The following is a 24,024-nucleotide window of genomic DNA, read 5'->3' on the forward strand; positions in this document are numbered from 1 at the left end:
ATTGCCAAAATTTGTCAGCGTAGCAATACGTTAAAAGGCAAAAAAACAGCCGCTAACAAGTGGTAGACAAATATTCCGGGAGCAGAGAAACGCGGATGTGCATGGCTCACCGTCAGGTGGGGAATTCCCCAAATTCCGTGTGAATATCTTATTAAGGGAGCGTGAGGAAGCACAGCGGGAGGAGCAAGTCACAGACTTCACCGGCATGCATGCAAGCCATGCCATCCGCCTAAATCCCGAATTTGGCGGCGATGCTGCGCAGGTCATCATTATTTTGCGCCGTGAGCAGCTCGGCAATCAGCGCCTCGTTATCAAGCATTGTCGCCAACATCGACATATTTTCTAGGTGCTGCTCGTGATTCTGCGAGGCGAGGGTGAAAAATAGGCGCGCATCCTTATTGCGGTCATCGGCAGCAAAGGCGACCGCTTTATGCACTTTCATGAATGACACCGCTGTCTGATGAACATTTGTGGTATTCCCCTGCGCGTGTGGCATGGCAATATCGGGGGCGATAACGATATACGGCCCGTATTGCTCAATGCTGGCAATGATTTCATCCGCATAAGCGGCATCCACTGCGCCGCTTGCGACCAGCGGTTCACATCCCGCGCGGATAGCGCTTTGCCAGTCGGCACAGCGTTCCTTGAAATTGACGTGTCCGGCGTCAAGCATTTGTGTCAGTAACATGGCGTCCTCCGCTTAACACGCAACGAAACCGACAGTACGTAGTACTTGCCGATCTGCTTCATACCGCCGCTTACCCCATGCAGAGTAAGCACCCAAACGCCTAATTTTACTGACTTTACTCATTTAAAAACTCCAGTAACAACAGAAAAAACGGCAAATGGAACCCTCCATTTACCATCATGTAGTGTGCGCTACAACTCTGCATAAAGCGAGGATTGGTTGCCGTGCAAACAGCGCGCAAGGGAAGGGTGGCCGCCAAGTGGAATAAATACAGGCTTGTGTCGCGATGATCGTTGGATAAATTAAAGAGCAGGCTATGTTGCCCGCTTGTTCTTTATTGTCCCTTGCGCAGGGTGTCGAGTCCGTCGAGGAATTGCAGGATGAGTACGGTCGCGGGGGCGCTGGCTTCAAAATCGCGGCTGATGCGGTGAGCGCGGCAGATGCGCGCTAGCTGGTAACCATCGTAGGTGGCCTGCTGCGGGTCGTCGCTGACGTGGATGATGTCCGCTTCAATGATGTTGATAAACCAATTGTCGTCGCTGTCGCAGGCGCGGATGATTTCGCGGTAGCTCAGTTGAATGTTGTGTTCGTCGTGCATGGTTCAGCCTCTTGCGCCGTAGTGTGCCGCGCCAGTTGCTCCCAAGCGGCGCGGTCGGCGTCACCGTTTGCTTGCGGCAGGTCGATGTGGATGGTGAAGGCACAGGTCGCCCGGTTTTTTGGCGGGGATGCCTTTGCCTTTGAGAACGCGTTCATAATCTCTGCTGTAAACTATCGGCATGAACAGAAAAGCCTACCCAAGCAATCATAGGTATCTTCCCATCTTGCAGCGAGAAAAAATCTTTTAGAAACAGCGAATCATCCCTCCCTCCCGCCTGCGGGAGGAGGTGCCGCGAAGCGACGGAGAAGGGTAAAAAAATGCTTGAACGCCCTATCCAACATGGTTCGTCCTATGGATGAATGCCCTCACCCCTCCCCCTCTCCCGCAAGTGAACGAGAGGTATCTCTTCGTTTTCGCAGATATTTTTCAACTGTCGAGATGTGTAGATACCTATACCCAAGCGATATAAGTCGCACACAATTTGCCCCCTTCTTCCTCTTTTAGAAAGTGCCCGTAAACGCACAGCACCACGCAAAGTGGACTTGTGCGATGTCTTTTGTGCCATTCTCTACCTTCTACGCAACGGCTGTGCCTGGTGTGCCCCCTTACCGGGCGATTTTCCCAAATGACGCACCGTTCATTCCTACTTCCAGAGATGGAGCGAGCCCCGCGAAAGTGGCATCAGTATCCTTGAGGAAGCATTAAAAAAATCAGGTGGCCGCAGCACGTCGCAAGCAGGGACGCCATGAAGAAACCACTTTCCTGATTATTGATGCGCAGAGTGTGAAGAACACGGATAGCGCCATGGAAAAAGGCTACGATGCGGGCAAGAAGGTTAGCGGTATCAAGCGGCATATAGCGGTTGACACGCAAGGTTTGCCGCATGCGCTTGCGGTAACGACGGCGGGTATTACGGATAGAATCGGTTAGTATTAGTCGTTCTTCCATAATATACTGATATAGTTAGATATTTACTTGTTAACAGACCCTGGCGTGGAGATGAAAATTTTTCTTATTTAGCTTCGCTTGTTTGCTAGACTGTAACCCTCTTTTATTACCGTGAGTCAACCTCTATGCACAAACCCCTTGTCCTCTCCGCCCTTGCCCTCGCCGTCAGTGCTGCTGTCAGCGCCCAGGAAACCACCACGCTGGAAGCGATTAACGTCAACATCGGCCAGGAAGGCGCAAAAAACAAAACCAACGTCGTTGACATGGAAACCCTCAGTAAACGCACCGACACCGACCTGCGCGGCGCCTTGCGCGAAGAGCCGTCCATCAACTTCGGCGGTGGTAATGGCACCTCGCAGTGGCTGACCATACGCGGCATTGGCCAGGATCAAGTTGACCTGAAAGTGGACAACGTTTATTCCGACACACAAATGTTCCATCACCAGGGCCGCTTCATGCTCGATCCCTCGCTTGTGAAAATCGTCAGCGTGCAGAAGGGCACCGGCTCGGCCAGTGCGGGCATCGGCGCAACCGCAGGCTCCATCGTCGCCAAAACCATCAGCGCCTCCGACCTTTTGCAAGAAGGCCAAAACCTCGGCGGCAAAATCAACGCCGGCTATTCCAGCAACAAAGGCCAGCAACTCGGCCTCACCGTCTACGGCAAACAGGGCGCTTTCGACGGCCTCATCGCTGGTGATTTTAACAACCGCAAAGACTACAAAGGCGGCCACGGCTACCACAATCTGCTCGGCAACGACAAAGTGCTGAACAGCGGTTTGAAACAGCGCGGCTACCTCGGCAAAATCGGCGTGGACATTACCTCCGAACAGTGTCTTGACCTCAGCTTCCGCCAGGAGCGCGACTCCGGCGTGCGCGCCCTGCGCGAAGAATTTGACTTCTCGCAAACCTTCCTCAGCGCGCGCGGCGGCCGCCTCACCCCCGCCCAACGACAACAGGGCTACACCGTTGAGCCTGGCACCAACCTCGTCAAAGACCGAAACGGCAACTACGTCAGCAACATCGAAAACAACCAGCCGCGCTACCGCATCGCCACACAAAACACCACCAACCTCGAATACGAAGGGCGCAACATGGGCTTTATCGATAAAGCGACTGCCAACCTCGGCCGCATGACCATCAAGCGCGACGAGCCCGATGAAAAAGCCCATCACGAAATTGAAACCTACAACGGTAACTTCAACCTCGAAAGCGCCTTCACCACGCCGCACGTCTTCAAATACGGCGTGAACTGGCGCTACCAGGAAGGCAAAAGCAGCGGCGCGCGTGCCGCCGGCGTCGTGCGCAACCAGAATAAAACCGACCTCGGCTTCTACGGAGAAGCCATCTGGAACTTGAATCCCGTGACCCTGACCACCGGTCTGCGCTACGACCACTTCAACTACAAACCGAGTGGCGGCGGCAGCAAAAGCAGCGGCAAACTCAACCCCAGCATCGGCATCATCTACGACGTCATCCCCGGCCTCAGCCTGAACGCCAGCCACAACTACGCCAGCCGCAGCCCGCGCCTCTACGAAGCGATGCTCGGTAACGGCCGCGCAGTCCGTGCTGACAGCGGCCTCAAAGCCGAACACGCGCGCAACACTGAAATCGGCTTCGACTACGAATGGAACGACGCGCTCACCCTCGAAGGCAGCTACTTTTGGCAAACCACCAAAGGCATCATCGGCACCGCCACCGAGACCGACGCCCGGGGCGCCACTTACCGCCGCATGTTCAACGGCGGCAAACTGAAAAACAGCGGCTACGAACTCGGCGCGACCTACCGCTGGCAAGGGCTGAAACTGGGCGCGGGTGTCGCGTACAGCAAGCCCAAACTTGACGGTGCCGTGGCGGACAACAACTATACCGCCATCCCCGTAGGCCGCACCTGGACGACGCGTGCCTCCTACACCTTCGACAACATTCACACCGAAATAGGCTGGCGCGGCCGCTTCGTACAAAACGGCGGTTACACCAACCCGTCGCGCGGCTCATCCGGCAGCGACGCCCGCGTTGAGCGTCCCGGCTACGGCGTGAGCGACTTCTACGTCAACTGGGAACCGCAGAAAAATCTTAACGTCAACTTCTCGGTCAACAACGCCTTCGACAAAAACTACCGCAGCCACAGCCAGCGTGCCGGCAGCAGCACCTTGGCCGAAGCGGGCCGCGACGTGCGCCTGAACTTCAAATACTCTTTCTGAACACGGCCTGCCTGACAAAAAGGCGCTTCCCCGGAAGCGCTTTTTTTTGTGCGGGATTCAGACTTGAGAACGCACCAAGCGGCGTAACTGCTGGGCCCGCCAAGCGGCGGAAAATCTCTGTTTACGGGGCAGGGTTGTTGTCTGTATGTGCTGATGGCAGTAGTCCCGGCCTTTGGCGGTGAGGCGCACGGCGGGCGATTCACCATGACGGCTTCCGGCAGGTCGTTGTTGATGGCTTGCGAGATGTCTTTCAGTTTGACAGCGTCACTTCGACAATGGGGCGGTTGCTGGTCAGGATAAGTCGGTCTAAAAACGTGTTTATAGTCTCCGTAGCAGGACTCCCAAGAATAGGTATCTACCCAACTCAAACCCGGCGACAATACACACAATGAACCTGCACTGCCCCAAACCGGCAAGCGCCTTGTCCGCAGCTATCAAGGATACGTAAAAAACCACATCAGCCCATGCACACCATTCGGCGGTATGCGCGTTCCCTATGTCGCACCTGGGCGAGCTTGGCCTGTGCATGGTGCACATCACGGCGCAAAACTATCCCACGGAAAAACAAAGCCTTATCCATATTATTGACCGCGAAGCCGATAGCGTTTACCACCTGCGAGAATGGGACGCAGCGGGGCATCCATTCCTGGTGCGGATGCGCGGATACAGCGGTGTGACACGCGACGGCAAAACGTACAAAGCACAAGAACTTGAGCGGGAACCCAACTACAGTTTCTACAAAAACGTGTATTACCAGGGCAAACAAGTGGCGGAGACGGAAGTTGTATTGACGCGGGAATCCAACGCCAAACGGGCAAAGGGCGGCATACCCCGCTGAAAGCAAGAATGATCTGCGTGCGGTTGAAGATGGCGGGAAAGCCTGCTGGCATTGATAACGGTTGCTCCGTCGGCTGCCTGACGGATACAGCGGCGGCTCGATTCCCGCCGCTTGCCTGAATGACGGCTGAAGCCGCCCTATGCCGCTTGTGGCGGCAGGCATATAAAAACCCGCCGGAAGGCGGGTCTTTTTATGGCTGCGTGTCAGCGTGCTTTTGCCCGGGGAGCGGCTTTATTGGCCTTCGCCGGAGCAGTTTCCTTGGCGGCATCGGGCGCTGTCACGCCGTATTCGTGCAGGCCGCCGCCCATGGCGATGTAGAGGTCCACGTTGTTGGTCAGCATTTGCAGCTCGGTAGCGAGCAGCCCCTGGTCGCTTGCATAGCTTTCCCGCTGTGCATCGAGGCGGTCCAGCGCGGTGCTGATGCCCGCTTCAAAGCGCAGGTTTTCCAGACGCAGGCGGTCGGAAACGGCCCTGTTGCCGCGTTGTTGCGCTTCGTACTGTTCTGCGAGCGTTTGCCGTGCAGTGAGTGCGTCAGCGATTTCGTAGAAGGCGGTTTGCACGGTCTTCTGGTAGGTTTCGACGAGGATTTTTTGCTGGGCTTCGCTGATTGTCACGGCGCGGTTGAGCTTGCCGCGGTTGAAGATAGGGATGTTGATGTTCGGGGTGAAGTTCCAGTTGAAATTCGGCGCTTTGATGAGCCGGTCAAGCTCGGTGCTGCCGAAGCCGAGGCTGCCGGTGAGCGAGATGCTGGGGTAGAGTGCCGCGCGTGCGGCGCCGATGTCGCCGTTCGCCGCCTTGATTTTGTATTCGGCTTCGCGGATGTCCGGACGGTGTTGCAGTGCGGCGGACGGGATACCGGACGGCAGGCGGATGTCGGCGAACTGGTTGCGCAAATCACCCGCCGGCGGCAGCTGGATTTGGCTGACGGGTTTGCCGACGAGTTTCGACAAGGCATTCAGCGCCTGCTGGTGGCTGCGTTCGGCCTCGCTGTAACTGCTGCGCGCGCTTTCGATTTGCGCTTCAACACCGCGCAGATCGCCCGCCGTCATCAGTCCGGCATCGAATTGCAGTTTGGAGAGGCGATAGGTTTCCTGGCGGCTTTGCAGCACGTCTTTAGCGAGTGCCATTTGTGCTTCGCTGATGCGGGTCTGGTAGTAGGTTTTGGCGACCGCGCCGATGATGCCGAGTTGTGCGGCATCGCGCGCCTCGCGGGTGGCGAGGTAGGTTTGCAGGGCTTTTTCGTTCAGCGATTTGACCCGTCCGTAGAGGTCGAGTTCGTAGGCGCTGGTGGCGAGCCCCACGGTCCAGGTTTCGCCAACACGTGCCTGGCCGGTGCTGCTCAAATCGCGCGAGGTGCGGCTGCGCGCGTGCGCGCCCTGGGCGTTGACCGAGGGCAGGTAGTCGGTGCGCTGAATGCCGTACTGGGCTTCGGCGATTTCGATGCTGAGTGCGGCGTTTTTCAGGTCGTGATTGTACGCCAGCGCTTCGCTGATGAGTTGTTGCAGCTGCGGGTCGCGGAAGTATTCGCGCCAGCCGAGGGTGTCGGCGGTGGGGGCGGCAGCATTGCCTTGTTCGCTGATGGCGACTTCCATCCAGCTTTGCGGCAGGGCGACGTCGGGCTGTTCGTAGTTGGGGGCGAGGGAGCATCCCGCCAGCCACAAGGCCAGCGGGATGGGTTTTAGCAGGTGTTTCATGGTGCAATCCTTGTTCATCAGTAGGGCTGGTCTTCGCGGGTGGCGTATTTGTCGTGGACGCCGAGTTTACCCGGGAAGAGTTTGCGGACGAGGACGAAGAAGATGGGGATCATGACGAGGCCGAGGAAGGTGCCGATGCTCATCCCCCAGAAGACGCTGGTGCCGATGGCGCGCTGGCTCGCCGAGCTGGCACCGCTGGCGAAGTAGAGCGGGACGACGCCGAGGATGAAGGCGAGCGAGGTCATGACGATGGGACGGAAGCGCAGGTGCGCCGCTTGTAATGCCGCCTGGATGCGGGTTTTGCCGCCTTCTTGCAGGTCTTTGGCGAACTCGATGATGAGGATGGCGTTTTTCACGGTCAGGCCGATGATGGTGATGAGGCCGACTTTGAGGTACACGTCGTTGGCAAAGAGTTCGGCGTTTTGTCCGGCCATCTGGGTGTTGAACCAGTTGCGGCTGAAGATACCGCCGGTGGCGCCGAGGATGCCGAGCGGCACGACGAGGATAACGGCAAACGGAATGGACCAGCTTTCGTACAGCGCTGCGAGGCAGAGGAAGACGGCGAGCAGGCTGAAGCCGAGGACGTACATTTGCTGGTCGCCCGCGCGTTGTTCTTCCAGCGCCAGCCCCGTCCATTCAAGGGCGAAGCCGGGTGGCAGGGCTTTGGTCAGTTCAACCATGGTGTTCATGGCGTCACCGGAACTTTGCCCCGTTGCGGCTTCACCGGAGAGTTGCATCGCCGGGTAGCCGTTGTAGCGGGTCGCCTGCATCTGCCCCTGTTCCCAGGCGAAGCTGGCGATGGATTCCAGCGGGACCTGGCCACCCGTGGTGTTGGGGATGTCCAGTGATTTCAGCCCTTCTTCCTGCATCCGCGTCCCGGCATCGGCCTGCACGGTCACGCGTTGCAGGCGGCCATTGTTGGGGAAGTCGTTGATGTAGGCGGAGCCGAAGTTGGTGCCGAGGATGTTGGCGATGCTGCTGATGGTAACGTTTTGCGCGTAGGCGGCGTCACGGTTGATGTCGATGCGCAGTTGCGGCGCGTCTTCCAGACCACTGGGGCGGATTTGCCCGATGATGTCTTTTTTCTGCATCGCCATGCCCATCAGCTGGTTGCGCGCGGCAAGCAGCGCGGCATGTCCGGCACCGCCCCGGTCTTCAAGCATGAGGTCGAAGCCGCTGGATGTGCCGAGCGAGGGAATGGCGGGCGGGCTGAGGGCGAAGATGGTGGCATCCCGAATGCCCATGAAGCCGCCGATCAATTTGCCGGAAATGGCGGAGGCGGACTGGTCGGGGCGGGTGCGCTCTTTCCAGTCTTTGAGGATGATGAAGGATATCCCCATGTTTTGCCCCGAACCGCTGAAGCTGAAACCCTGCACAGCAAACATGTTCTCGATTTCCGGAATGCCTTTGGCGACGGCTTCCATCTCTTTGAGTTTCTCGATGGTGCGTTCGGCGGTGGCGCCGGTCGGCAGTTGCAGGCTGGCGATGACGAAACCCTGGTCTTCGTTCGGCAGGAACGAGGTGGGCAGGCGCAGGAAGAGGAAAGCGGCGCCGGCGCCAACGCCCAGATAGATGACAAACATCAGGTAGCTGATACGGATGCACTTGGCCACGGTCGCTTCATAGGCATGGGTGGCGGCTTTGACTGCGCGGTTGAACCAGCCGAAGAAGCCGCGTTTTTCGTGGTGATCATCACGCACGGGTTTGAGCATGGTGGCACAGAGGGCCGGGGTGAGGGTCAACGCCAGGAAGCCAGAGAAGCCGATAGAGCCAGCCATGACCAGCGAGAACTGGCGGTAGATGGCACCGGTCGAGCCGGACATGAAAGCCATCGGCAGGAAGACGACGATGTTGACCAGGGTGATACCGACGATGGCGCTGGAAATCTGCCCCATGCTTTTGCGCGTCGCCTGATAGGGGGTGAGCTTTTCTTCCGCCATGAGGCGTTCGACGTTTTCCACCACCACGATGGCGTCATCCACCACAATCCCGATGACAAGCACCATCGCAAACATGGTGAGCACGTTGATGGATAGCCCCAGCGGCGCCATCAAGGCTACCGCACCCATCAGGGAAATCGGCACGACGATGGCGGGGATGAGGGTGTAGCGGAGGTTTTGCAGGAAGAGGAACATGACGATGAAGACCAGCACCATCGCTTCCAGCAGGGTGTGCAACACTTGTTCGATGGAGAGGCTGACAAAAGTTGAGGTGTCATACGGCGCTGACCAGTGCATGCCTTCCGGGAAGTATTTTTGCAGTTCCGCCATGCGCGCTTTGACCGCTTTCGCTACTGCCACCGCATTACCGCTGTTGGACAGTTGCACGGCCATACCGGTAGTGGGTTCGCCGTTCAGGCGGGCAGACGCCATGTACGATTCCTGACCAAGTTCGACACGAGCGACATCTTTCAGGCGCACGGTAGCGCCGCCTTCGGTACTCTTCAGAACGATATTTTCAAATTCGGCGACGTTGCGCAGTTGGCCGGGAACGTTGATAACCGCCGAGAAACTTTGCCCCGGCAGGGCAGGCAGCGAGCCGAGGCTGCCGGTCGGGATGGAGCGGTTTTGCGCGGCAACCGCGGCGGATACGTCAGCGGCAGAGAGGTTGTAGCCGCGCAGTTTTTCCGGATTGAGCCAGATGCGCATCGAGGTTTCCGCGCCAAAGAGGCGGACGCCGCCGACGCCGTCAATCCGTTGCAGTTCGGGGACGATATTGCGCTGGGCGTAGTCGCTCATTTCGCGCACGGTCAGGCTGGAATTCTCACTGCGTTGCAGAGAGACCACCATGAGGAAGTTGGCACTTTGTTTGCCGACGGTGATGCCGTTTTGCGTCACCGTGCCGGGCAGGCGGGATGTCACCTGCGACACGGCGTTTTGCACGTTGACCTGGGCAATGTCTTCATCGGTGCCGGAGACGAAGGTCAGCGCCAGCTCGCCACTGCCGCTGGCGTCGGCGGTTGCCTGCATATAGTCAAGACCGTCAATGCCGTTCATCTCGCGTTCCATGATGGAAAGCACGGACTCCTCGATTTCAGCGGCACTCGCGCCCGGATAGCTGACGCGGACGGTGATTTTCGGCGCGCTGACGTTCGGATACTGCTCGACCGGCAGACGTTGCAGGGCAAGCAGGCCGGCGATAACGATAAATATCGCGACAACCCAGGCGAAAACGGGACGGTTAATGAAAAACTTGGACATATTCCCCCCGTTACTGCGCGGCCGGTTTTTCGCCTACCGGTGTGGCGGGCTGGGGCTGGGCGGCAGGTTTGGCTTGCGGTGCGGCGGGCTGTTGCGGCAGCGGTTTGCCGTCGTCACCGTAGATAACCGGTGTGATGTGGGTCGCGCCTGCCATCAATTGCGACAGGGTGTCGACCATCACCATTTCATTTGGTTTCAGACCCTCGCCGATAATCCACTGATTCTTGCGTTCGCCGATAACTTTTACCTCACGCGGGGCAAAAGAGCCGTCTTCGGCCACGACGCGCAGTGTGTCTTTCGCGCCCCGCGTGACCGCACTTTGCGGCACAACATAGACATTTTGCAGCTGGCTTTGCGGAATATCGGCGCGCACATACAGCCCGGGTAACAATTCACCGTCAGGGTTGGGGATTTCGGCACGCAGCAAGAGTTCGCCGGTGCCGGGATCAACCGTCTGATCCGCGAAGAGCAGGCGGCCTTTGTGCGGATAAGGCGTGCCGTCATCAAACGTAATCTGCACGGAGAAATCCACGCCCTTCATCGCGCCAGACTGAAATTCCTTCTTGATACGGCGCAAATCGGCGGCAGTCTGGGTGATGTTGACGTACATCGGGTCAAGTTGCTGAATCTTGGCCATGCTCACTGTGCCATTCGGCGACACCAGCGAACCTTCGGACACATTGGACTTGCCAATCACACCGGAAATCGGCGCCATCACCTTGGCGTATTGCACATTGATTTCTGCCTGCTTGATGCCCGCTTCCGCCGCCATGATATTGGCGGAAGCCACCTTGACCTCGGCCAGCGCCTGATCATAAGTCTGGCGCGACACGGCCTTTTCCTTGACCAGCGGGGCGTAGCGGTTGGCGGTGCTTTGCGCCAGCGCCTTGTTCGCCTCGGCTTGCGCCAGTTGTGCCTTGGCCGCTTGCAAATTGGCGAGATAAACCGCGTCATCAATCTGATAGAGCTGCTGCCCGGCGCGCACCATCGCGCCTTCTTCAAAGAGACGCTTCTGCACGATGCCGCTCACCTGCGGCTGGATTACTGCCTCACGCGAGGCTTCCAGACGCGCCGGCAGGTTCTTCGTCTGCACCACTGTCTGCGGCTTGACGATAATGACCCCCGCTTGTGGCGGTTTCTGCTCACCGCCGCCCGGTCCCTGTTGCGCCAGCGCGGATTGCAGGCTGGCGGCGACAGCGACAGCAGCAAGCGCGTGTTTCAAACGAATCTCCATAAGTTCCTCCGGTAAAATTTTAAAAACGACGTCAACATGGCAGCGCCATTAAGAAAAAGCAAGCGGCGTATTATATACAAGCTTGTATGTAAAACCAGCAAGCTTGGCTATACTGCGCGGCTGGCATCCACCACATCACCACTCCCATGCGCCGGACCAAAAGCGAAGCAGAACAAACCCGTAACTCCATTCTTGACGCCGCCCTGACCCTCTTCGACGAACAGGGCTACACCCAGACCACCCTGAGCAGCATCGCCCGCCAGGCTGGGGTGACGCGCGGAGCGATTTACTGGCATTTTGAAAACAAAGACGAAATCCTCATCGCCCTCGCCCAGGCACAATTCCACGACCTGATGCAGCAGAACGCCGATGCCGTGCGCAGACCGAACAGCTGGGAGAGCATTTGCGATATCCTCATCGCCTTCTTCCAAACCCTCATCCACCATCCCGCCCGCCTGCGCTTCTTCCGCGTCTTCAACCAGCACGGCTGCACCCAGCCGCTCGCCCAGCTACACCGTGACTACAAACTCATCTGGCAGCAGCAATGCCGCGAAATTGTCGAACGCGGCAAAGCCGAAGGCCGTTTCCGCATTGACACCGATCCCGACTACCTCTTTTTCCACATGGGCGTCATCTTCAAGGGCCTGGTGGAAATGTGCCTCGAAGAGCCCAACAACCCCTCGCTTGCCGCCTACATTGAACGTGTCCTGAAAAATACCACCGCTATGCTGCAAACCCTGTGAACCTCACGCCGCCCATGAGGAATCGTGTTAAAATAAAAGCGTGGAAACAGCAAAAAGCCACACCCATCAACCCAATTAGGAGAACGTCATGCGCTACAAAAACGTCCTACTTGTCACCGACCTGCGTGAAGACAGCGATATCGTTGCCAGCCGTGCCAAATGCATGCTGGACAGCCCTGATGCCAAACTGCGCGTCCTGCATGTCATGGAAGAAACCGTCCTCACCGCCGGCTACGAAATCGTCCCCATCATTCCGCTGAACAACAACGAAGACGAAATCATCTCCGGTGCACGCGCCAAAATGCAGGAACTCCTGGCGCGGCACAACATCATCGCCGACGACGCCCACGTCGAAACCGCACTCTCCACCCGGCGCGGCATCCTTGATTACTGCAACAAAATCAAACCCGACCTCATCGTCATTGGTCGCCACGTCCGTACCGGCCTCGCCTCATTGCTGGGCGCCACCGCCGACGACATCTTACCCGGCGTCAACTGCGACGTCCTCGTCGTCAAACTCGGCGAACCCGTATGAGCCAGCCCCCGAACGTCCAACTGTGCGCCGACATTAACCTGTCGGCGCTTTCATCATTACTGGGCGAATACGGCCTGAAAGTCGAACTGCTGCCCGTGGATGCCGATATCCCCGGCAGCTACTGGGGTGCGCCGGAAGCCGGCCTTGTCAAAGACACCCTCTACATCCGCCCCGACACCCCCACCCATTCCGCCCTGCACGAAGCCGGTCACTGGATCTGTATGGACGACGCGCGCCGTGCCAACCTGCACACTGACGCCGGTGGTACCGTGCTGGAAGAATGCGCGGTGAACTACCTGCAAATCCTGCTTGCCGAAGCCCTGCCCGACGTCGGCCGCGCGCAAATGCTCGCTGACATGACCGCCTGGGGCTACAACTACCGCGAAGGCAGCGTGTACGCCTGGCTTGACGGTGACGCCATTGATGCCATCCGCTGGCTACAAGAACACCACCTCATCGACGCGGCGCGGCAAAGAATTACCCAACCTTAAACCGCACAGTAACGCCGATTGTGGCATACTGCGCGCCGTTTTTTCACCAATCTTCCCAAGGAGAGAACGACATGACAAACCAAAAAATCCTGCTGGCCGCCGCACTTGGTGCCGTTATCGGCAGCGCGCAAGCCATCGAACTCAAAACCGACGCCGACAAAGTCGGCTACGCCATTGGCGTGGACATGGGCAGCACTGTCAAAGACATCGGCGGGCAAAACATCAACATTGACGCCCTCGTTGCCGGCCTGAAAGACGCTTACGACGGCAAAGAGCCGGCGATGAGCGCCGAAGACATGGACAAAACCATGAAAACCTTCGCCGAAGCCCGCATGAAAGACATGCAGGCCCAATACGAAAAAGAAATTGCCGCCAATGCCGAAGCGGGCAAAAAATTCCTCGATGAAAACGGCAAGAAAGATGGCGTAAAAACCACCAAGAGCGGCCTGCAATACAAAGTCGAAAAAGAAGGCAAAGGTGCCAAACCGACCGACAAAGACAGCGTCACCGTACACTACGAAGGTCGCCTGCTCGACGGCACCGTCTTCGACAGCTCGCTGGAACGCAAAGAACCCGTCACCTTCAGCGTGACCGACGTTATTCCCGGCTGGGTTGAAGGCCTGCAACTGATGACCGAAGGCAGCAAATACACCTTCTACATCCCTTCCAACCTCGCCTACGGCGAAACTGGTGCCCCGCCGACCATCCCGCCGAATGCCGTCCTCACCTTCGACGTCGAATTGCTGAAAGTTGGCGCCGCTGATGCCAAAGCGGCAGCTGAAGAAGGCAAGCCTGCGGAAGAAAAGAAAGACGAAGCGAAAAAATAAGCCGCTTCCGGCACATAAAAAACGGCATCCACGGATGCCGTTTTTTATACCCACAGGGTACTGTCAGAACATCATCACGCCGCGACCAGCGCCTGCTGCAAATCGGCGAGCAGGTCGTTGATATGTTCAATGCCGATTGAGAGACGCACCATGTCGGCGCTGACGCCGGCGGCGGCCAGTTCATGCTCGCTCAGCTGGCGGTGTGTCGTGCTGGCGGGATGGGTAGCGAGTGATTTGGCATCGCCGATGTTGACCAGGCGGGTGAAGAGTTGCAACGCATCAATAAAGCGTCCGCCCGCTGCGCTGCCACCCCGGATGCCGAAGCTGAGCAGACCGGATGCCTGCCCGTGGAAATCGCGCATAATCAGGTGTTTGTACGGACTGTCGTCCAGCCCCGGATATTTCACCCAGGCGACCTGCGGATGATTTTGCAGGAAACGGGCCACCTGCAAGGCGTTGCTGCTGTGCCGTTCCATACGCAACGCCAGCGTTTCCAGACCCTGCAAAATCAGGAAGGCGTTGAACGGGCTGATGGCAGCGCCCATGTTGCGCAGCGGGGCGACGCGGGCACGGGCGATGTAGGCGGCAGCGCCGAAATGTTCGCGGTAATTCACGCCATGATATGAAGGATCGGGCGTATTCAGAATGGCAAAGCGCGGGTCAGCCGACCAGTCGAAGCTCCCACCATCGATAATCGCGCCACCCAACGATGTGCCGTGCCCACCGATGTATTTCGTCAACGATTCGACCACGATATCCGCACCCAGCGCCAGTGGGCAGCACAAGGCAGGCGAAGCGACCGTGTTGTCCACCACCAGCGGCAGGCCCTGCGCGTGCGCGGCAGCGGCCAGCGCCGGGATATCGACCACATTCACCGCCGGATTGCCGATGCTTTCGCAATAGACCAGCTTGCTGCGCCCATCCGCGAGCGTGGCTATTTCTTCGGGATGGTCGGGGTCAAAGAAACGCACATCAATGCCCTGACGCGGCAGGGCATGCGCGAACAGGTTGAAGGTGCCACCGTAGAGCGTTTTCGCGGCGAGAATATTGTCGCCCGCCTCGGCAATGGTCTGTATCGCATAGGTCACCGCCGCCATGCCGCTCGCCACGACCAGCGCGCCAATACCGCCCTCGATGGCGGCAAGCCGCTGTTCCAGCACATCGGTGGTGGGGTTCATGATGCGGGTGTAGATGTTGCCCGGCACGTTCAGATTGAAGAGATCGGCACCATGCTGCGTGTCGTCGAAGGCGTAGCTGGTGGTCTGATAGACCGGTACGGCAGCGGCTTTGGTGGTCGGGTCGGGCTGATAACCGGCGTGGATGGCCAGGGTTTCGAGATGCATAGGCGGCTCCTGTTACGAGAGATGTTAAGTAGCGGGAATGTACGCGTCCGGCTGGGGCAAGTCAAAAGGGAGCGCATGGCAGGGGCCGAAGCCCGCCAAGCGACGTAATTACTGGACCCCCAAGCGGGATAAACGCCGGGCCAGCCAAGCGGGATAAACACTATGCCCGCTTGAGCGCAGCGAAAAGCCCCGCTTGCGCGGGGCTTTTCATTGAGGCGGCTATGGATGTCGGGTTATTTCGGATAAACCATGTTTTCCGGCGCGATGATTTTTTCCAGCTCGTCTTTGCTGAGATAGCCTTTTTCCAGCACGATGTCGTACACCGAGCCGCCGGTGCGTTTTGCGGTTTTGGCGACGTCGGAGGATTTTTCGTAGCCGATGTAGGGGTTGAGTGCGGTAACGAGGCCGATGTTCGACAGCACTTGTTCGCGGCAGTGCGCTTCGTTGAGCTGTATGCCGTCGATGCATTTTTCGGCGAAGGTTTCGCAGGCGCGGGAAAGCATGACCATCGCGGTGAAGAGGTTGAAGGTGATGACCGGCTCAAACACGTTCAGTTGCAGTTGTCCCGCTTCGGAGGCGAGCGCGATGCTGTGGTCAATGCCCATGACGTGGAAGCAGGTCTGGTTCACGACTTCCGGGATGACCGGGTTGATTTTGCCCGGCATGATGGAGCTGCCCGGCTGTCTGTCCGGCAGGATGTAGTTCGCCAGCCCTGCGCGTGGACCGGAGCTGAGGAAGCGCAGGTCGTTGGCGATTTTTGAGAGGCGGGTGGCAATCAGGCGCAGGTTGCCGGAGAGATGGACGTAGGCGCTGGTGTCCTGCGTTGCCTGGATGAGGTCTTTCGCGGTTTTGTACGGTTTGCCGGTGATGGCGGCGAGGTGGCGTGCGCAGGCGGGGATGTAGCCGGCTGGCGCGTTCAGGCCGGTGCCGATGGCGGTTGCGCCCATGTTCATTTCGTAGAGGCGGCGGCGTGGTTCGTCCAGGCGCTCGATTTCAGTCGCAATCATGGTCGCGAAGGCATTGAATTCTTGCCCGGCGGTCATCGGCACGGCGTCTTGCAGGTGGGTGCGGCCCATTTTCAGTTTGTCGCCGAATTCTTTGCTCTTGCGGGCGAAGCTGTCGTGCAGTTTTTGCAGCGAACCGATGAGGCGTTCGATGTAGCCGTCAAGGGCGACGTGCAGTGCAGTCGGGTAGGCGTCGTTGGTGGACTGCGATTTGTTGACGTGGTTGTTCGGATGGCAGTAGTCGTATTCGCCTTTTTTGTGACCGAGGATTTCCAGGGCACGGTTGGCGATGACTTCGTTGGCGTTCATGTTGGTGGAGGTGCCCGCCCCGCCCTGGATCATGTCCACCAGGAACTGGTCGTGCAGTTTGCCGCTGATGATTTCGTCGCAGGCGGCGCAGATGGCGTCTTTGATTTTGCCGTCCAGCGCGCCGACTTCGTGGTTGGCGAGGGCGGCGGCTTTTTTCACTTGCGCGAAGGCGTTGATGAAGGTGCTGAACTGGTCAAGGTGCACGCCGGTGATGTTGAAGTTTTCCAGGGCGCGCAGGGTCTGGATGCCGTAGTAGGCGTCGGCGGGGACGTCGCGTTCGCCGAGTAAGTCATGTTCACGTCGTGTTGCTGTCATGAGGGGTCTCCTGTTAGGTTTTGTGCATTTTAACGCTGCAGGCTGTGTTTGTAACGTGAATTTTGCTTTTCTTTTCGGAGGGTATTACTCAGAAATTCACGAGTCCTTGTTTTTGTTATGTTCTTTGACTGCGGGATGTTGGCGGTTTTTCTGGTGTTTTTCGCTTGTTGCACCGCTTGCACCCCCACTGCGTTCCCGCTTGAGTGACGTGAATATCACTCTTTTTGTGGTGGTTTTGCGGAAAAGCCCGCTGGCGCGGGCTTTTGGTTGAGTGCTGACGCCTTCCGGTGTCTTTATTGCAGGAAGGGTTCGAGCAGTTTGTTCGTGTCTTCAGTGGTCAAGCAAAGTCCTGAATCCTTTTCGCTGGGCAAGAGGTCACAGTTGGAGCGAATTATCCACGGTTGTCGCCGTTTACCACCAGGCTGTGCCGGATTGGCGAGCACTGGGTCATAGATATAAACGACCAAAATGTCTCCGGAGGAAGTCAATGGATATTTGGGGATGGGCGCGCCTTCTTTTAGTAGTACAGATGCACAAGGAACTTCTTTGTCTTGCAATGTAGAGCAAGGAATTCTTACGTCATTGGACATTTTCCATGCGGGTTCGCTTGGGTTCATGTAGCTGTGTTTGATATGTCCCGTGTTCTGTTCGCTGCTTTTTTCGCCAGAGCAGGCGGCGAGCATGATGAACAGGGTTGGAATTAGGAGTTTTTTCATGGTTCACCTCTTTTTGTGCCACGAGGCACGTTTGTCGATGGCGGTGGCTTATGCGGTGGGCCAAGGCCCTCCTTACGCGAGTTATGGTTTTTTCGGCGATGTCGCCATTTAAATCGCCTCGGTGTTTTTGATGAGCCAGTCGTGCGCGGCACCGCTGGTCAGCGGGGCGAGGGTTTCGCGCACGTGGGCGTGGTAGGCGTTCAGCCAGCGGGTTTCCGTCTCGTTCAACAGGGTTTTGTCGATGAGGCGGGTGTCGATTGGGCAAAGCGTCAGGGTTTCGAAGTAGAGGTAGTCGCCGAAGGCGGTTTCCGCCGGGTTTTTGACGCGGCGGTTGACGGCGAGGTTTTCGATGCGGATGCCCCACTGGCCGGGACGGTACAGTCCGGGTTCGTTTGAGGTGATCATCCCTGCTTTCATGCCGCTCGCGCTGTGGATGGGGGCGTGGTAGGAGATGACTTGTGGCCCTTCGTGGACGTTCAAAAAGTAGCCGACGCCGTGACCGGTGCCGTGGCCGTAGTCGCATTGTGTGCGCCATAGCGGGGCGCGACAGGCAGCGTCAAGCAGGGGGGCGGCGATGCCGTCGGGGAAGATGGTTTCGGCCAGCGCGATGTGCGCTTTCAGGACGAGGGTGTAGTCACGCTGCATGGCGGCGCTCGGCGTGCCGATGGGGATGACGCGGGTGATGTCGGTGGTGCCGTTCTGGTATTGGCCGCCGGAGTCGATGAGCAGCAGGCCGTCGCGACCGATTTCGCTGTGGTGTTCGCGGGTGGCGCTGTAATGGGGCAGGGCGGCATTGGCGTTGTAGGCGGCGATGGTATCGAAGCTGGGCGAGATGAAGTGCGGACGCGCGCTGCGGTGGGCGAGGAGGATGCTGTCCACATCGAGTTCGGTCAGCCGCTCACCGGCAGCGAGGCGGGTTTCGAATTCGGCGAAGAAGCCGCACAGCGCCACGCCGTCCTGCACCATCGCGGCGTGGGTATGGGCGATTTCGTCTTCGTGTTTGCAGGCTTTAAACAGGGTGCTGGGGTTGATGGCCTCGATAAGGGTAACGTCGGGGGGGAGTTTGCGCAGGGTGCTGACGGCGGTTTTATCCGGATTGAGCAGCAGGCTGCCGCTCAGTTTGCCGACGGCGTCCGCGATGGCCTCATAGGCGGCGACGCGGATGCCGGCGGCGGCCAGTGTCGCGGTGGCGGCGGGGTTAAGTTTGGCGGCATCCACATAGAGGGTGGCGTCGTGGTCGCTGATGTGCAGGTAGGCGAGAAAGACAGGGTTGTAGGGCACGTCGCTACCGCGCAGGTTGGTGAGCCAGGCGATGTCGTCCAGCGAGGAGATGAGGTGGTGCATGGCGCCTTTTTCTTGCATCGATGCGCGGACGCGGGCGAGTTTGGCGGCGGCGTTTTCGGCAACAAACGCCGGGTCGTGCGGGTAGATGGTCGCTTGCGGCAGGGCGGGGCGGTCATGCCAAAGGTCGTTCATCAGGTCGTGATGGTGGTTCAGGCGGATATTTTTTGCGGCGAAGGCCGCTTCCATCTGCCGCTTGGCGGTAAGCGAGAGCATATCGGCGGCGATGCCGACGACGGCGCCCTGCGGCAGGTAGTCGGCGAGCGCGTCAATGTGGGTGCGGCCGGAGCCGAGTTTTTGTAATTCGATGCCGCTGCCGGCGAGCTGCTGCGTCGCCTGTTCCCAGTAGCGGCTGTCCGCCCACAGTTCGGCGCGCTCGGCAGTCACAATCAGCGTCGGTACGGAGCCGGTGAAGCCGGAGAGCCAGCGCCGCGTCTGCCAGTGGTCGGGCAGGTATTCGGAGAGGTGCGGGTCGGCGGAGGGGGCAATCCAGGCGTCGAGCTGGTGTTGTTGCATGAGCTGGCGCAGGGTGGCGAGGCGTTTGGCGTAGAGGTTCATGAGAGTCCCTTGTGGATGGTTGATGGACGTTTATTCGGCGCCGTTGAGCATTTTATTCAGCATCGGCACCATCACCAGCAGGACAAGGCCGGTAGCAATAGCGATCAGCGTGGTCAAGACGTAGAAAGAGGCCGGATTATCCGCTTGGTAGCAGGTGGAAAAATACTTGCCGCCAAGGGTGAAACCGAGCGACAGGCTAAGGAAGTTTAGCGCCACCATCTGGGTTTTGAAGTGTTCAGGCGCGATGCGGGTGACGAAGGACAATGAAATCGGCGAGAGCAAGAGTTCGGCGAGTGTGTTGAACAGCACGGCAAGGGCCAGCACGAAAAGCGGCATTACCGTCCCGCTCATCAGGAAGGGAATGAAGACGAGGTAGCTCAGGCTGAGGACGAAGAGCGATAGCGCGAATTTCAGCGGCGTTTTCGGTTGGCGTGCGCCGAGTTTGGTCCACACCGCTGCCATGACGCCGGAGAAGACGATAACCCACAGGCTTTGCAGCGAGTCTTTCCACGAGACGGGGATAACGAAATCGCCGAAGGTGCGTTTTGCCGGCATCACTTCGTCAAAATAGACGGTAAAGGCAGTATATATTTGGAACCATAGTGCCCAGAAGATGCACATTGCGGAAAAGAGCGGGATATAGGCAAGGATGTAGCGGTGGTGTTCGGCGTCTACTTTGTCATCGTTCATCAGGCGGACGAAATAGCCGGTGACGGCGAAGATGACCACCACCAGCAGCACGGTGGCGAAGTTATCCAGGCGCAGTTCCTTGAAGAACACGGCGGCGGCAATAAAGAAAGCCACAATCAGCACGGCGGCAATGGCGATTTTGATGCTGTCCGGCGGTAACGGATTCGGCGCGCCGGTACGCGGCAGATTGCGGCGACCGATGGCGTAAATCAGCAAACCAATGGCCATACCGATGGCTGCCGCGCCGAAACCATAGTGAAAACCGCGCGTCGTTTGCAGCCAGCCGGTGATGATAGGGCCGAAAAAGCCGCCGACGTTGATGCCGAAATAAAAGATCGTAAAGCCGGCATCACGCAGCGGACGCAGCGCATCATCCTCATACAGCGAGCCGACCATCGAGCTGGAAGACGCCTTGACCCCACCGCTACCCAGCGCTATCAGCACCAGACCGCAGATGAGCCCTGTCACCCCCGGCACGAGGGCAAGCGCGATATGGCCGAGCATCACCGTCACCCCGGAATAGAAAAGGGTGCGCTCCGCGCCGAAGACGCGGTCAGCCGCCCAGCCGCCGAGGATGGTGGAAAGATACACGCTGCCGCCATAAGCGCCCATGATGCCGCCCGCGATGGTTTTATCGATGCCGAGGCCGCCTTCGGTCGCCGCGTAATACAAGTAAATCATGAGGATGCCCTGCATCCCGTAGAAGGAGAAGCGCTCGAACATCTCAATGCTGAACAGCGAGAAGAGCTGGTGCGGATGGCCGAGGAAGGATTTGTGGGTAGGGTTTGAAGCAGACATGAGCGGGACTCCCGTTGTGAGAAAGACTGCATCACGCGCCAACGCGCGGCTGCATTCGGGCTGTCCCGCTGGGGAACGCCCCCGAACACGCTGAATGTAGCATAGATGAAAGAAAAGCAACAAGTAATCCACATATAGATAACATGCGCTGTTAATTAGCCACAGCAATCAACACCTCCGTCTGCGACGACGGCCCTATAATCTGTCAACCTTCACTACCGCTTCTGCTTATGACCACCTCGCCGCTTACCCTGCCGCGCCGCTGCCGCTTCCTCGGCTGGCTCGTCCGCACCCTCTACTATCGCCGCGTGAGCGTGCGCGGTGATAACGTCAGCCGTCGCCCGACCCTCTTTCTCCTCAGCCACAGAAACGGCGCGATCGACGGGCAAATCTACATGGCCGCCCTCGGCGATGCGCCTTCGCTCATCTCCATCCAACTGCTGCGCCACTGGTATTTGCGACTCTTCTTCGCCGGTATTCCGGTAGTGCGCGACAAAGACCGCATCCGCTACGGTATCGCTGCCAACGCCGTACCCTCGCCGGTGCGCGCTGCCATCGCGCAAATCAAGAACGGCGGCAGCCTCTGTCTCTACCCCGAAGGCACCAGCGCCTGGCAGGCGCATCCCTTGCCCTACCACAACGGCATGGCAGTCATCGTCGCCCGCCTCAAAACCGCCGGGGTGGATTTCGACGTGCAGCCGTTAGCTGCCTATTACAGCAAGCCGGACGGCTTCCGCAGCCGCGTCAGCATCATCGTCGGCACCGCCTTTCGTCCGCTGGGTGAAAGCATCGCCGACTTGCAGGCGGAACTCGCCGATGCCCTGGACTACATCAGCGTCAACGCCGCCGACAACGCTGCCTTTAACCGCATCCAGGCACGGGCCTGGCGGGGGGCGCGCGACGGTGCGGATTACGGTGCCGTCTTCCTGCGTACCCAGGCGGCAGAAAACACCGCGCAAAACTGTCCGGAAAAACCGCTCCCCGCCACCTGGCTCGTTACCCGTGCCTACCCGCCCGCCGATACCGCAGACCTCCGCGCCAGCAAAGCGGAACACCGCCCGTGGGCCAAAGTGCTGTTTGCCCTCGGTTTCCCGCTTGTCGCCGCCGCAGCGTTACTCGCCGGGCGCGCTGCTGACGGCCGTAACAACACCACCTTCTTCCGCGTCCTCGGCGGCGCTGCTGCCGTCGTGCCGCAAATACTCCTTTGGCTCACTGCTTGCTACTACGCGCCGCTGCCTGCGCTGCTGTGGCTCATCCTCGGCATCTGCGGCTGGTATTACTATCCCGAACCGGCGCCCGTGCCGCTGGCAGAACATCCCGACGCCGCTGCGGATCATGTGGCAGACGAATAAGCTGCCTGTTGACGTTTGATCCGTGCAGCGGATTCTTGCGGCAAAACGCTGCCGCAAAGTTGGGTATCAACGGGCCCTGATGCATCCGCTTTACATTGCCGGCAAGCGCCTGTATGATGCGCGCCTCTTTCAATGGAGAGGTGGCCGAGAGGCTGAAGGCGCTCCCCTGCTAAGGGAGTATAGAGTTTATAGCTCTATCGGGGGTTCGAATCCCCCCCTCTCCGCCAGAACAACAGAACCACCGTCAGCGGTGGTTTTTTTGTATCCGAATGGCAGATGATGCGGATTTTTGCCCGCTGCTCCGGCAGGCGTCTTTGCTATCATTGCGCGCAGATTCACCGCCTGTCTGCCTATGTCCGAACTCATCACCCGTTTCGCGGCTTTACACTCATCCCGCGCTGCTACTCTTCGCCGTCGGCTATGTGCTCCTCTACCGCCCCGTGCCTATCCGCACTACACTGAGCTCGCCACCTACTTCATCATCATGACCCTGCTCAGTGGTATCGCCCTCATCCGCCGCACCGCAACAGCCCTCCCCCAACCCTAAGGAACCCCCATGCGCCGCCTCCCCGTTTACCTCGTTATCGACATCTCCGAAAGTATGGCTGGCGACAACCTGCGCCAGATGCAGGAAGGTATCGACCGCCTCATCAAAGCCCTGCGTGCCGATCCGTATGCACTTGAAACCGTGCACCTCGGCGTTATCGCCTTTGCCGGCGTCGCGCGCACCATTGCGCCGCTCACCGAACTCTTCGCCTTCTACCCGCCGCGCCTGCCCATCGGCTCCGGTACCTCCCTCGGCACCGCACTCGAACACGTCATGGCCGAAATCAAAAACAACGTTATCGCCAACAGCCCCACGCAAAAAGGCGATTACAAGCCGATGATCTACCTCATGACCGACGGCAAGGCGACCGACAACCCTACCGCCGCCATTGCCCGCTGGCAGCGCGACTACAAAAAGCGCGCGACGCTGGTCAGCATCGGCATCGGCCCCTTCGCCGACCTCGGCGCCCTGAGCACCATCAGCGACCACACACTGCGGCTTGACAACAACGACGAAGACGACTTCCGCACCTTCATCAACTGGATCTCCACCTCCGTCTCCGCGCAAAGCAAAAGCCTTGGCGTGGACGTGCCGCTGACGCTCGACAAAAACGAAAGCCCGGCGCTCAGCCTCGTCAAAGACGCGATGGCTGCTGCCGCGCTGGACGAAAACTACGTCATCATCACCGGTCTCTGCGCCAAAACGCGCCTGCCGTATCTGATGAAATACGAACGGATGCCCGACATCGGCGACATCCCCTTCTTCACCAAACAGGCGCCGCAGGTGTACCGCTATGTCGGCGTCTATCCGGCGGAAAAAGACTACTTCGACTGGTCGGACACACGCGCCAATGCCAACACCATCGCCGCCTCCATGCTCGAAGGAGGCGGCGGCTGCCCCCACTGTGGCGCGACATACGGCCTCGCCACCTGCTCCTGCGGGCAAGTCTTCTGCGTAGACGGAGACGGAGAAGTCACCTGTCCCGGCTGCAACCAAACCATCTACATGGGTAGTGCCGAAGGCGACTTCGACATCGCCCGCTCACGAGGCTGAC

The 24,024-nt window shown here is 58.8% G+C and carries 20 protein-coding genes, 1 tRNA gene and 1 pseudogene; 11 read left to right on the plus strand and 11 right to left on the minus strand.

Annotated features, from left to right (window positions below; genetic code table 11):
• Nucleotides 1–229: 229 nt before the first annotated feature.
• From DY250_RS01800 to DY250_RS13575, 3 genes are all read right to left on the minus strand, one after another.
• Nucleotides 230–688, minus strand: a complete 459-nt coding sequence (locus DY250_RS01800) for a PTS sugar transporter subunit IIA (RefSeq protein ID WP_115610657.1) — start codon at nucleotides 686–688, stop codon at nucleotides 230–232.
• A 334-nt stretch (nucleotides 689–1,022) separates the two neighbouring features.
• A complete protein-coding gene (locus tag DY250_RS01805; protein WP_115610658.1) occupies nucleotides 1,023–1,286 on the minus strand; it encodes a chaperone modulator CbpM in 264 nt (87 codons plus the stop codon).
• The gene (locus DY250_RS13575; RefSeq protein ID WP_147293432.1) at nucleotides 1,259–1,441 is read right to left on the minus strand and encodes a hypothetical protein; all 183 of its coding nucleotides are present in this window, start codon (nucleotides 1,439–1,441) and stop codon (nucleotides 1,259–1,261) included. Before DY250_RS13575 ends, DY250_RS01805 begins: the two co-directional genes overlap by 28 nt.
• 283 nt (nucleotides 1,442–1,724) lie before the next feature.
• Here DY250_RS13575 and DY250_RS01810 point away from each other — a divergent pair.
• The 3 genes and pseudogenes from DY250_RS01810 to DY250_RS01820 form a co-directional block, all read left to right on the plus strand.
• A pseudogene (locus DY250_RS01810) lies at nucleotides 1,725–2,213 on the plus strand (IS5 family transposase); the annotation flags it as partial.
• Between the two features lie 146 nt (nucleotides 2,214–2,359).
• Complete coding sequence (locus DY250_RS01815; RefSeq protein ID WP_115610659.1) at nucleotides 2,360–4,435, plus strand: TonB-dependent receptor domain-containing protein; 2,076 nt, start codon at nucleotides 2,360–2,362, stop codon at nucleotides 4,433–4,435.
• A gap of 496 nt (nucleotides 4,436–4,931) precedes the next feature.
• Nucleotides 4,932–5,273, plus strand: a complete 342-nt coding sequence (locus DY250_RS01820; protein ID WP_115610660.1) for a hypothetical protein — start codon at nucleotides 4,932–4,934, stop codon at nucleotides 5,271–5,273.
• A gap of 203 nt (nucleotides 5,274–5,476) precedes the next feature.
• Here the strand turns inward: DY250_RS01820 and DY250_RS01825 are convergent, their stop codons facing one another.
• Genes DY250_RS01825 through DY250_RS01835 form a run of 3 tightly spaced genes read right to left on the minus strand, consistent with a single transcriptional unit; the run spans nucleotide 5,477 to nucleotide 11,401 of the window.
• Nucleotides 5,477–6,967: an efflux transporter outer membrane subunit gene (locus tag DY250_RS01825; protein ID WP_115610661.1), complete on the minus strand. Its 1,491-nt coding sequence runs from the start codon at nucleotides 6,965–6,967 to the stop codon at nucleotides 5,477–5,479.
• Between the two features lie 17 nt (nucleotides 6,968–6,984).
• Nucleotides 6,985–10,167 carry an efflux RND transporter permease subunit gene (locus tag DY250_RS01830; protein ID WP_115610662.1) on the minus strand — a complete coding sequence of 1,061 codons (3,183 nt, stop codon included), beginning with the start codon at nucleotides 10,165–10,167 and terminating at the stop codon, nucleotides 6,985–6,987.
• A gap of 10 nt (nucleotides 10,168–10,177) precedes the next feature.
• A complete protein-coding gene (locus DY250_RS01835; RefSeq protein ID WP_115610663.1) occupies nucleotides 10,178–11,401 on the minus strand; it encodes an efflux RND transporter periplasmic adaptor subunit in 1,224 nt (407 codons plus the stop codon).
• A gap of 146 nt (nucleotides 11,402–11,547) precedes the next feature.
• Here DY250_RS01835 and DY250_RS01840 point away from each other — a divergent pair, with 146 nt between their 5' ends.
• From DY250_RS01840 to bamJ, 4 genes are all read left to right on the plus strand, one after another.
• A complete protein-coding gene (locus tag DY250_RS01840) occupies nucleotides 11,548–12,144 on the plus strand; it encodes a TetR/AcrR family transcriptional regulator (RefSeq protein WP_115610664.1) in 597 nt (198 codons plus the stop codon).
• A gap of 88 nt (nucleotides 12,145–12,232) precedes the next feature.
• The gene (locus tag DY250_RS01845; protein WP_006986332.1) at nucleotides 12,233–12,679 is read left to right on the plus strand and encodes a universal stress protein; all 447 of its coding nucleotides are present in this window, start codon (nucleotides 12,233–12,235) and stop codon (nucleotides 12,677–12,679) included.
• Entirely contained in the window at nucleotides 12,676–13,170 is a 495-nt protein-coding gene (locus DY250_RS01850) for a hypothetical protein (RefSeq protein WP_115610665.1), read from the plus strand. Before DY250_RS01845 ends, DY250_RS01850 begins: the two co-directional genes overlap by 4 nt.
• A gap of 71 nt (nucleotides 13,171–13,241) precedes the next feature.
• Complete coding sequence (gene bamJ, locus DY250_RS01855) at nucleotides 13,242–13,997, plus strand: BamJ family beta-barrel-assembly machinery protein (protein ID WP_115610666.1); 756 nt, start codon at nucleotides 13,242–13,244, stop codon at nucleotides 13,995–13,997.
• Between the two features lie 74 nt (nucleotides 13,998–14,071).
• Here the strand turns inward: bamJ and DY250_RS01860 are convergent, their stop codons facing one another.
• The 5 genes from DY250_RS01860 to DY250_RS01875 form a co-directional block, all read right to left on the minus strand.
• A complete protein-coding gene (locus DY250_RS01860) occupies nucleotides 14,072–15,340 on the minus strand; it encodes an O-acetylhomoserine aminocarboxypropyltransferase/cysteine synthase family protein (RefSeq protein WP_115610667.1) in 1,269 nt (422 codons plus the stop codon).
• A 233-nt stretch (nucleotides 15,341–15,573) separates the two neighbouring features.
• Nucleotides 15,574–16,968, minus strand: a complete 1,395-nt coding sequence (gene aspA, locus DY250_RS01865) for an aspartate ammonia-lyase (RefSeq protein ID WP_006986336.1) — start codon at nucleotides 16,966–16,968, stop codon at nucleotides 15,574–15,576.
• A 293-nt stretch (nucleotides 16,969–17,261) separates the two neighbouring features.
• Nucleotides 17,262–17,684, minus strand: a complete 423-nt coding sequence (locus tag DY250_RS13580; RefSeq protein ID WP_147293433.1) for a hypothetical protein — start codon at nucleotides 17,682–17,684, stop codon at nucleotides 17,262–17,264.
• A 108-nt stretch (nucleotides 17,685–17,792) separates the two neighbouring features.
• On the minus strand, nucleotides 17,793–19,583 hold the full coding sequence (locus DY250_RS01870) for an aminopeptidase P family protein (RefSeq protein WP_115610668.1): 1,791 nt from the start codon (nucleotides 19,581–19,583) through the stop codon (nucleotides 17,793–17,795).
• A gap of 30 nt (nucleotides 19,584–19,613) precedes the next feature.
• Nucleotides 19,614–21,071 (minus strand): peptide MFS transporter, encoded by a 1,458-nt coding sequence (locus tag DY250_RS01875; RefSeq protein WP_115610669.1) that lies wholly within the window; start codon nucleotides 21,069–21,071, stop codon nucleotides 19,614–19,616.
• A gap of 230 nt (nucleotides 21,072–21,301) precedes the next feature.
• Between DY250_RS01875 and DY250_RS01880 the strand changes: the two genes are divergently transcribed.
• The 4 genes from DY250_RS01880 (at nucleotide 21,302) to DY250_RS01890 (ending at nucleotide 24,023) form a co-directional block, all read left to right on the plus strand.
• Nucleotides 21,302–22,423: a lysophospholipid acyltransferase family protein gene (locus DY250_RS01880; protein ID WP_115610670.1), complete on the plus strand. Its 1,122-nt coding sequence runs from the start codon at nucleotides 21,302–21,304 to the stop codon at nucleotides 22,421–22,423.
• 134 nt (nucleotides 22,424–22,557) lie between these two features.
• Nucleotides 22,558–22,650: transfer RNA gene (locus DY250_RS01885), tRNA-Ser, on the plus strand.
• Between the two features lie 125 nt (nucleotides 22,651–22,775).
• Nucleotides 22,776–22,970: a hypothetical protein gene (locus tag DY250_RS13585; RefSeq protein ID WP_147293434.1), complete on the plus strand. Its 195-nt coding sequence runs from the start codon at nucleotides 22,776–22,778 to the stop codon at nucleotides 22,968–22,970.
• Nucleotides 22,971–22,979: 9 nt separating this feature from the next.
• Entirely contained in the window at nucleotides 22,980–24,023 is a 1,044-nt protein-coding gene (locus DY250_RS01890) for a TerY-C metal binding domain-containing protein (protein ID WP_115610671.1), read from the plus strand.
• Nucleotide 24,024: the final 1 nt, after the last annotated feature.

The organism is Cardiobacterium valvarum (genome assembly GCF_900460955.1).
Lineage (GTDB): Bacteria > Pseudomonadota > Gammaproteobacteria > Cardiobacteriales > Cardiobacteriaceae > Cardiobacterium > Cardiobacterium valvarum.

Bases quoted from the DNA above. Each gene is read 5' to 3' on its own strand.
- DY250_RS01800 (WP_115610657.1), bottom strand. From the start codon at position 688: ATGTTACTGACACAAATGCTTGACGCCGGACACGTCAATTTCAAGGAA.
- DY250_RS01805 (WP_115610658.1), bottom strand. From the start codon at position 1,286: ATGCACGACGAACACAACATTCAACTGAGCTACCGCGAAATCATCCGC.
- DY250_RS13575 (WP_147293432.1), bottom strand. From the start codon at position 1,441: ATGAACGCGTTCTCAAAGGCAAAGGCATCCCCGCCAAAAAACCGGGCG.
- DY250_RS01815 (WP_115610659.1), top strand. From the start codon at position 2,360: ATGCACAAACCCCTTGTCCTCTCCGCCCTTGCCCTCGCCGTCAGTGCT.
- DY250_RS01820 (WP_115610660.1), top strand. From the start codon at position 4,932: ATGTCGCACCTGGGCGAGCTTGGCCTGTGCATGGTGCACATCACGGCG.
- DY250_RS01825 (WP_115610661.1), bottom strand. From the start codon at position 6,967: ATGAAACACCTGCTAAAACCCATCCCGCTGGCCTTGTGGCTGGCGGGA.
- DY250_RS01830 (WP_115610662.1), bottom strand. From the start codon at position 10,167: ATGTCCAAGTTTTTCATTAACCGTCCCGTTTTCGCCTGGGTTGTCGCG.
- DY250_RS01835 (WP_115610663.1), bottom strand. From the start codon at position 11,401: ATGGAGATTCGTTTGAAACACGCGCTTGCTGCTGTCGCTGTCGCCGCC.
- DY250_RS01840 (WP_115610664.1), top strand. From the start codon at position 11,548: ATGCGCCGGACCAAAAGCGAAGCAGAACAAACCCGTAACTCCATTCTT.
- DY250_RS01845 (WP_006986332.1), top strand. From the start codon at position 12,233: ATGCGCTACAAAAACGTCCTACTTGTCACCGACCTGCGTGAAGACAGC.
- DY250_RS01850 (WP_115610665.1), top strand. From the start codon at position 12,676: ATGAGCCAGCCCCCGAACGTCCAACTGTGCGCCGACATTAACCTGTCG.
- bamJ (WP_115610666.1), top strand. From the start codon at position 13,242: ATGACAAACCAAAAAATCCTGCTGGCCGCCGCACTTGGTGCCGTTATC.
- DY250_RS01860 (WP_115610667.1), bottom strand. From the start codon at position 15,340: ATGCATCTCGAAACCCTGGCCATCCACGCCGGTTATCAGCCCGACCCG.
- aspA (WP_006986336.1), bottom strand. From the start codon at position 16,968: ATGACAGCAACACGACGTGAACATGACTTACTCGGCGAACGCGACGTC.
- DY250_RS13580 (WP_147293433.1), bottom strand. From the start codon at position 17,684: ATGAAAAAACTCCTAATTCCAACCCTGTTCATCATGCTCGCCGCCTGC.
- DY250_RS01870 (WP_115610668.1), bottom strand. From the start codon at position 19,583: ATGAACCTCTACGCCAAACGCCTCGCCACCCTGCGCCAGCTCATGCAA.
- DY250_RS01875 (WP_115610669.1), bottom strand. From the start codon at position 21,071: ATGTCTGCTTCAAACCCTACCCACAAATCCTTCCTCGGCCATCCGCAC.
- DY250_RS01880 (WP_115610670.1), top strand. From the start codon at position 21,302: ATGACCACCTCGCCGCTTACCCTGCCGCGCCGCTGCCGCTTCCTCGGC.
- DY250_RS13585 (WP_147293434.1), top strand. From the start codon at position 22,776: ATGTCCGAACTCATCACCCGTTTCGCGGCTTTACACTCATCCCGCGCT.
- DY250_RS01890 (WP_115610671.1), top strand. From the start codon at position 22,980: ATGCGCCGCCTCCCCGTTTACCTCGTTATCGACATCTCCGAAAGTATG.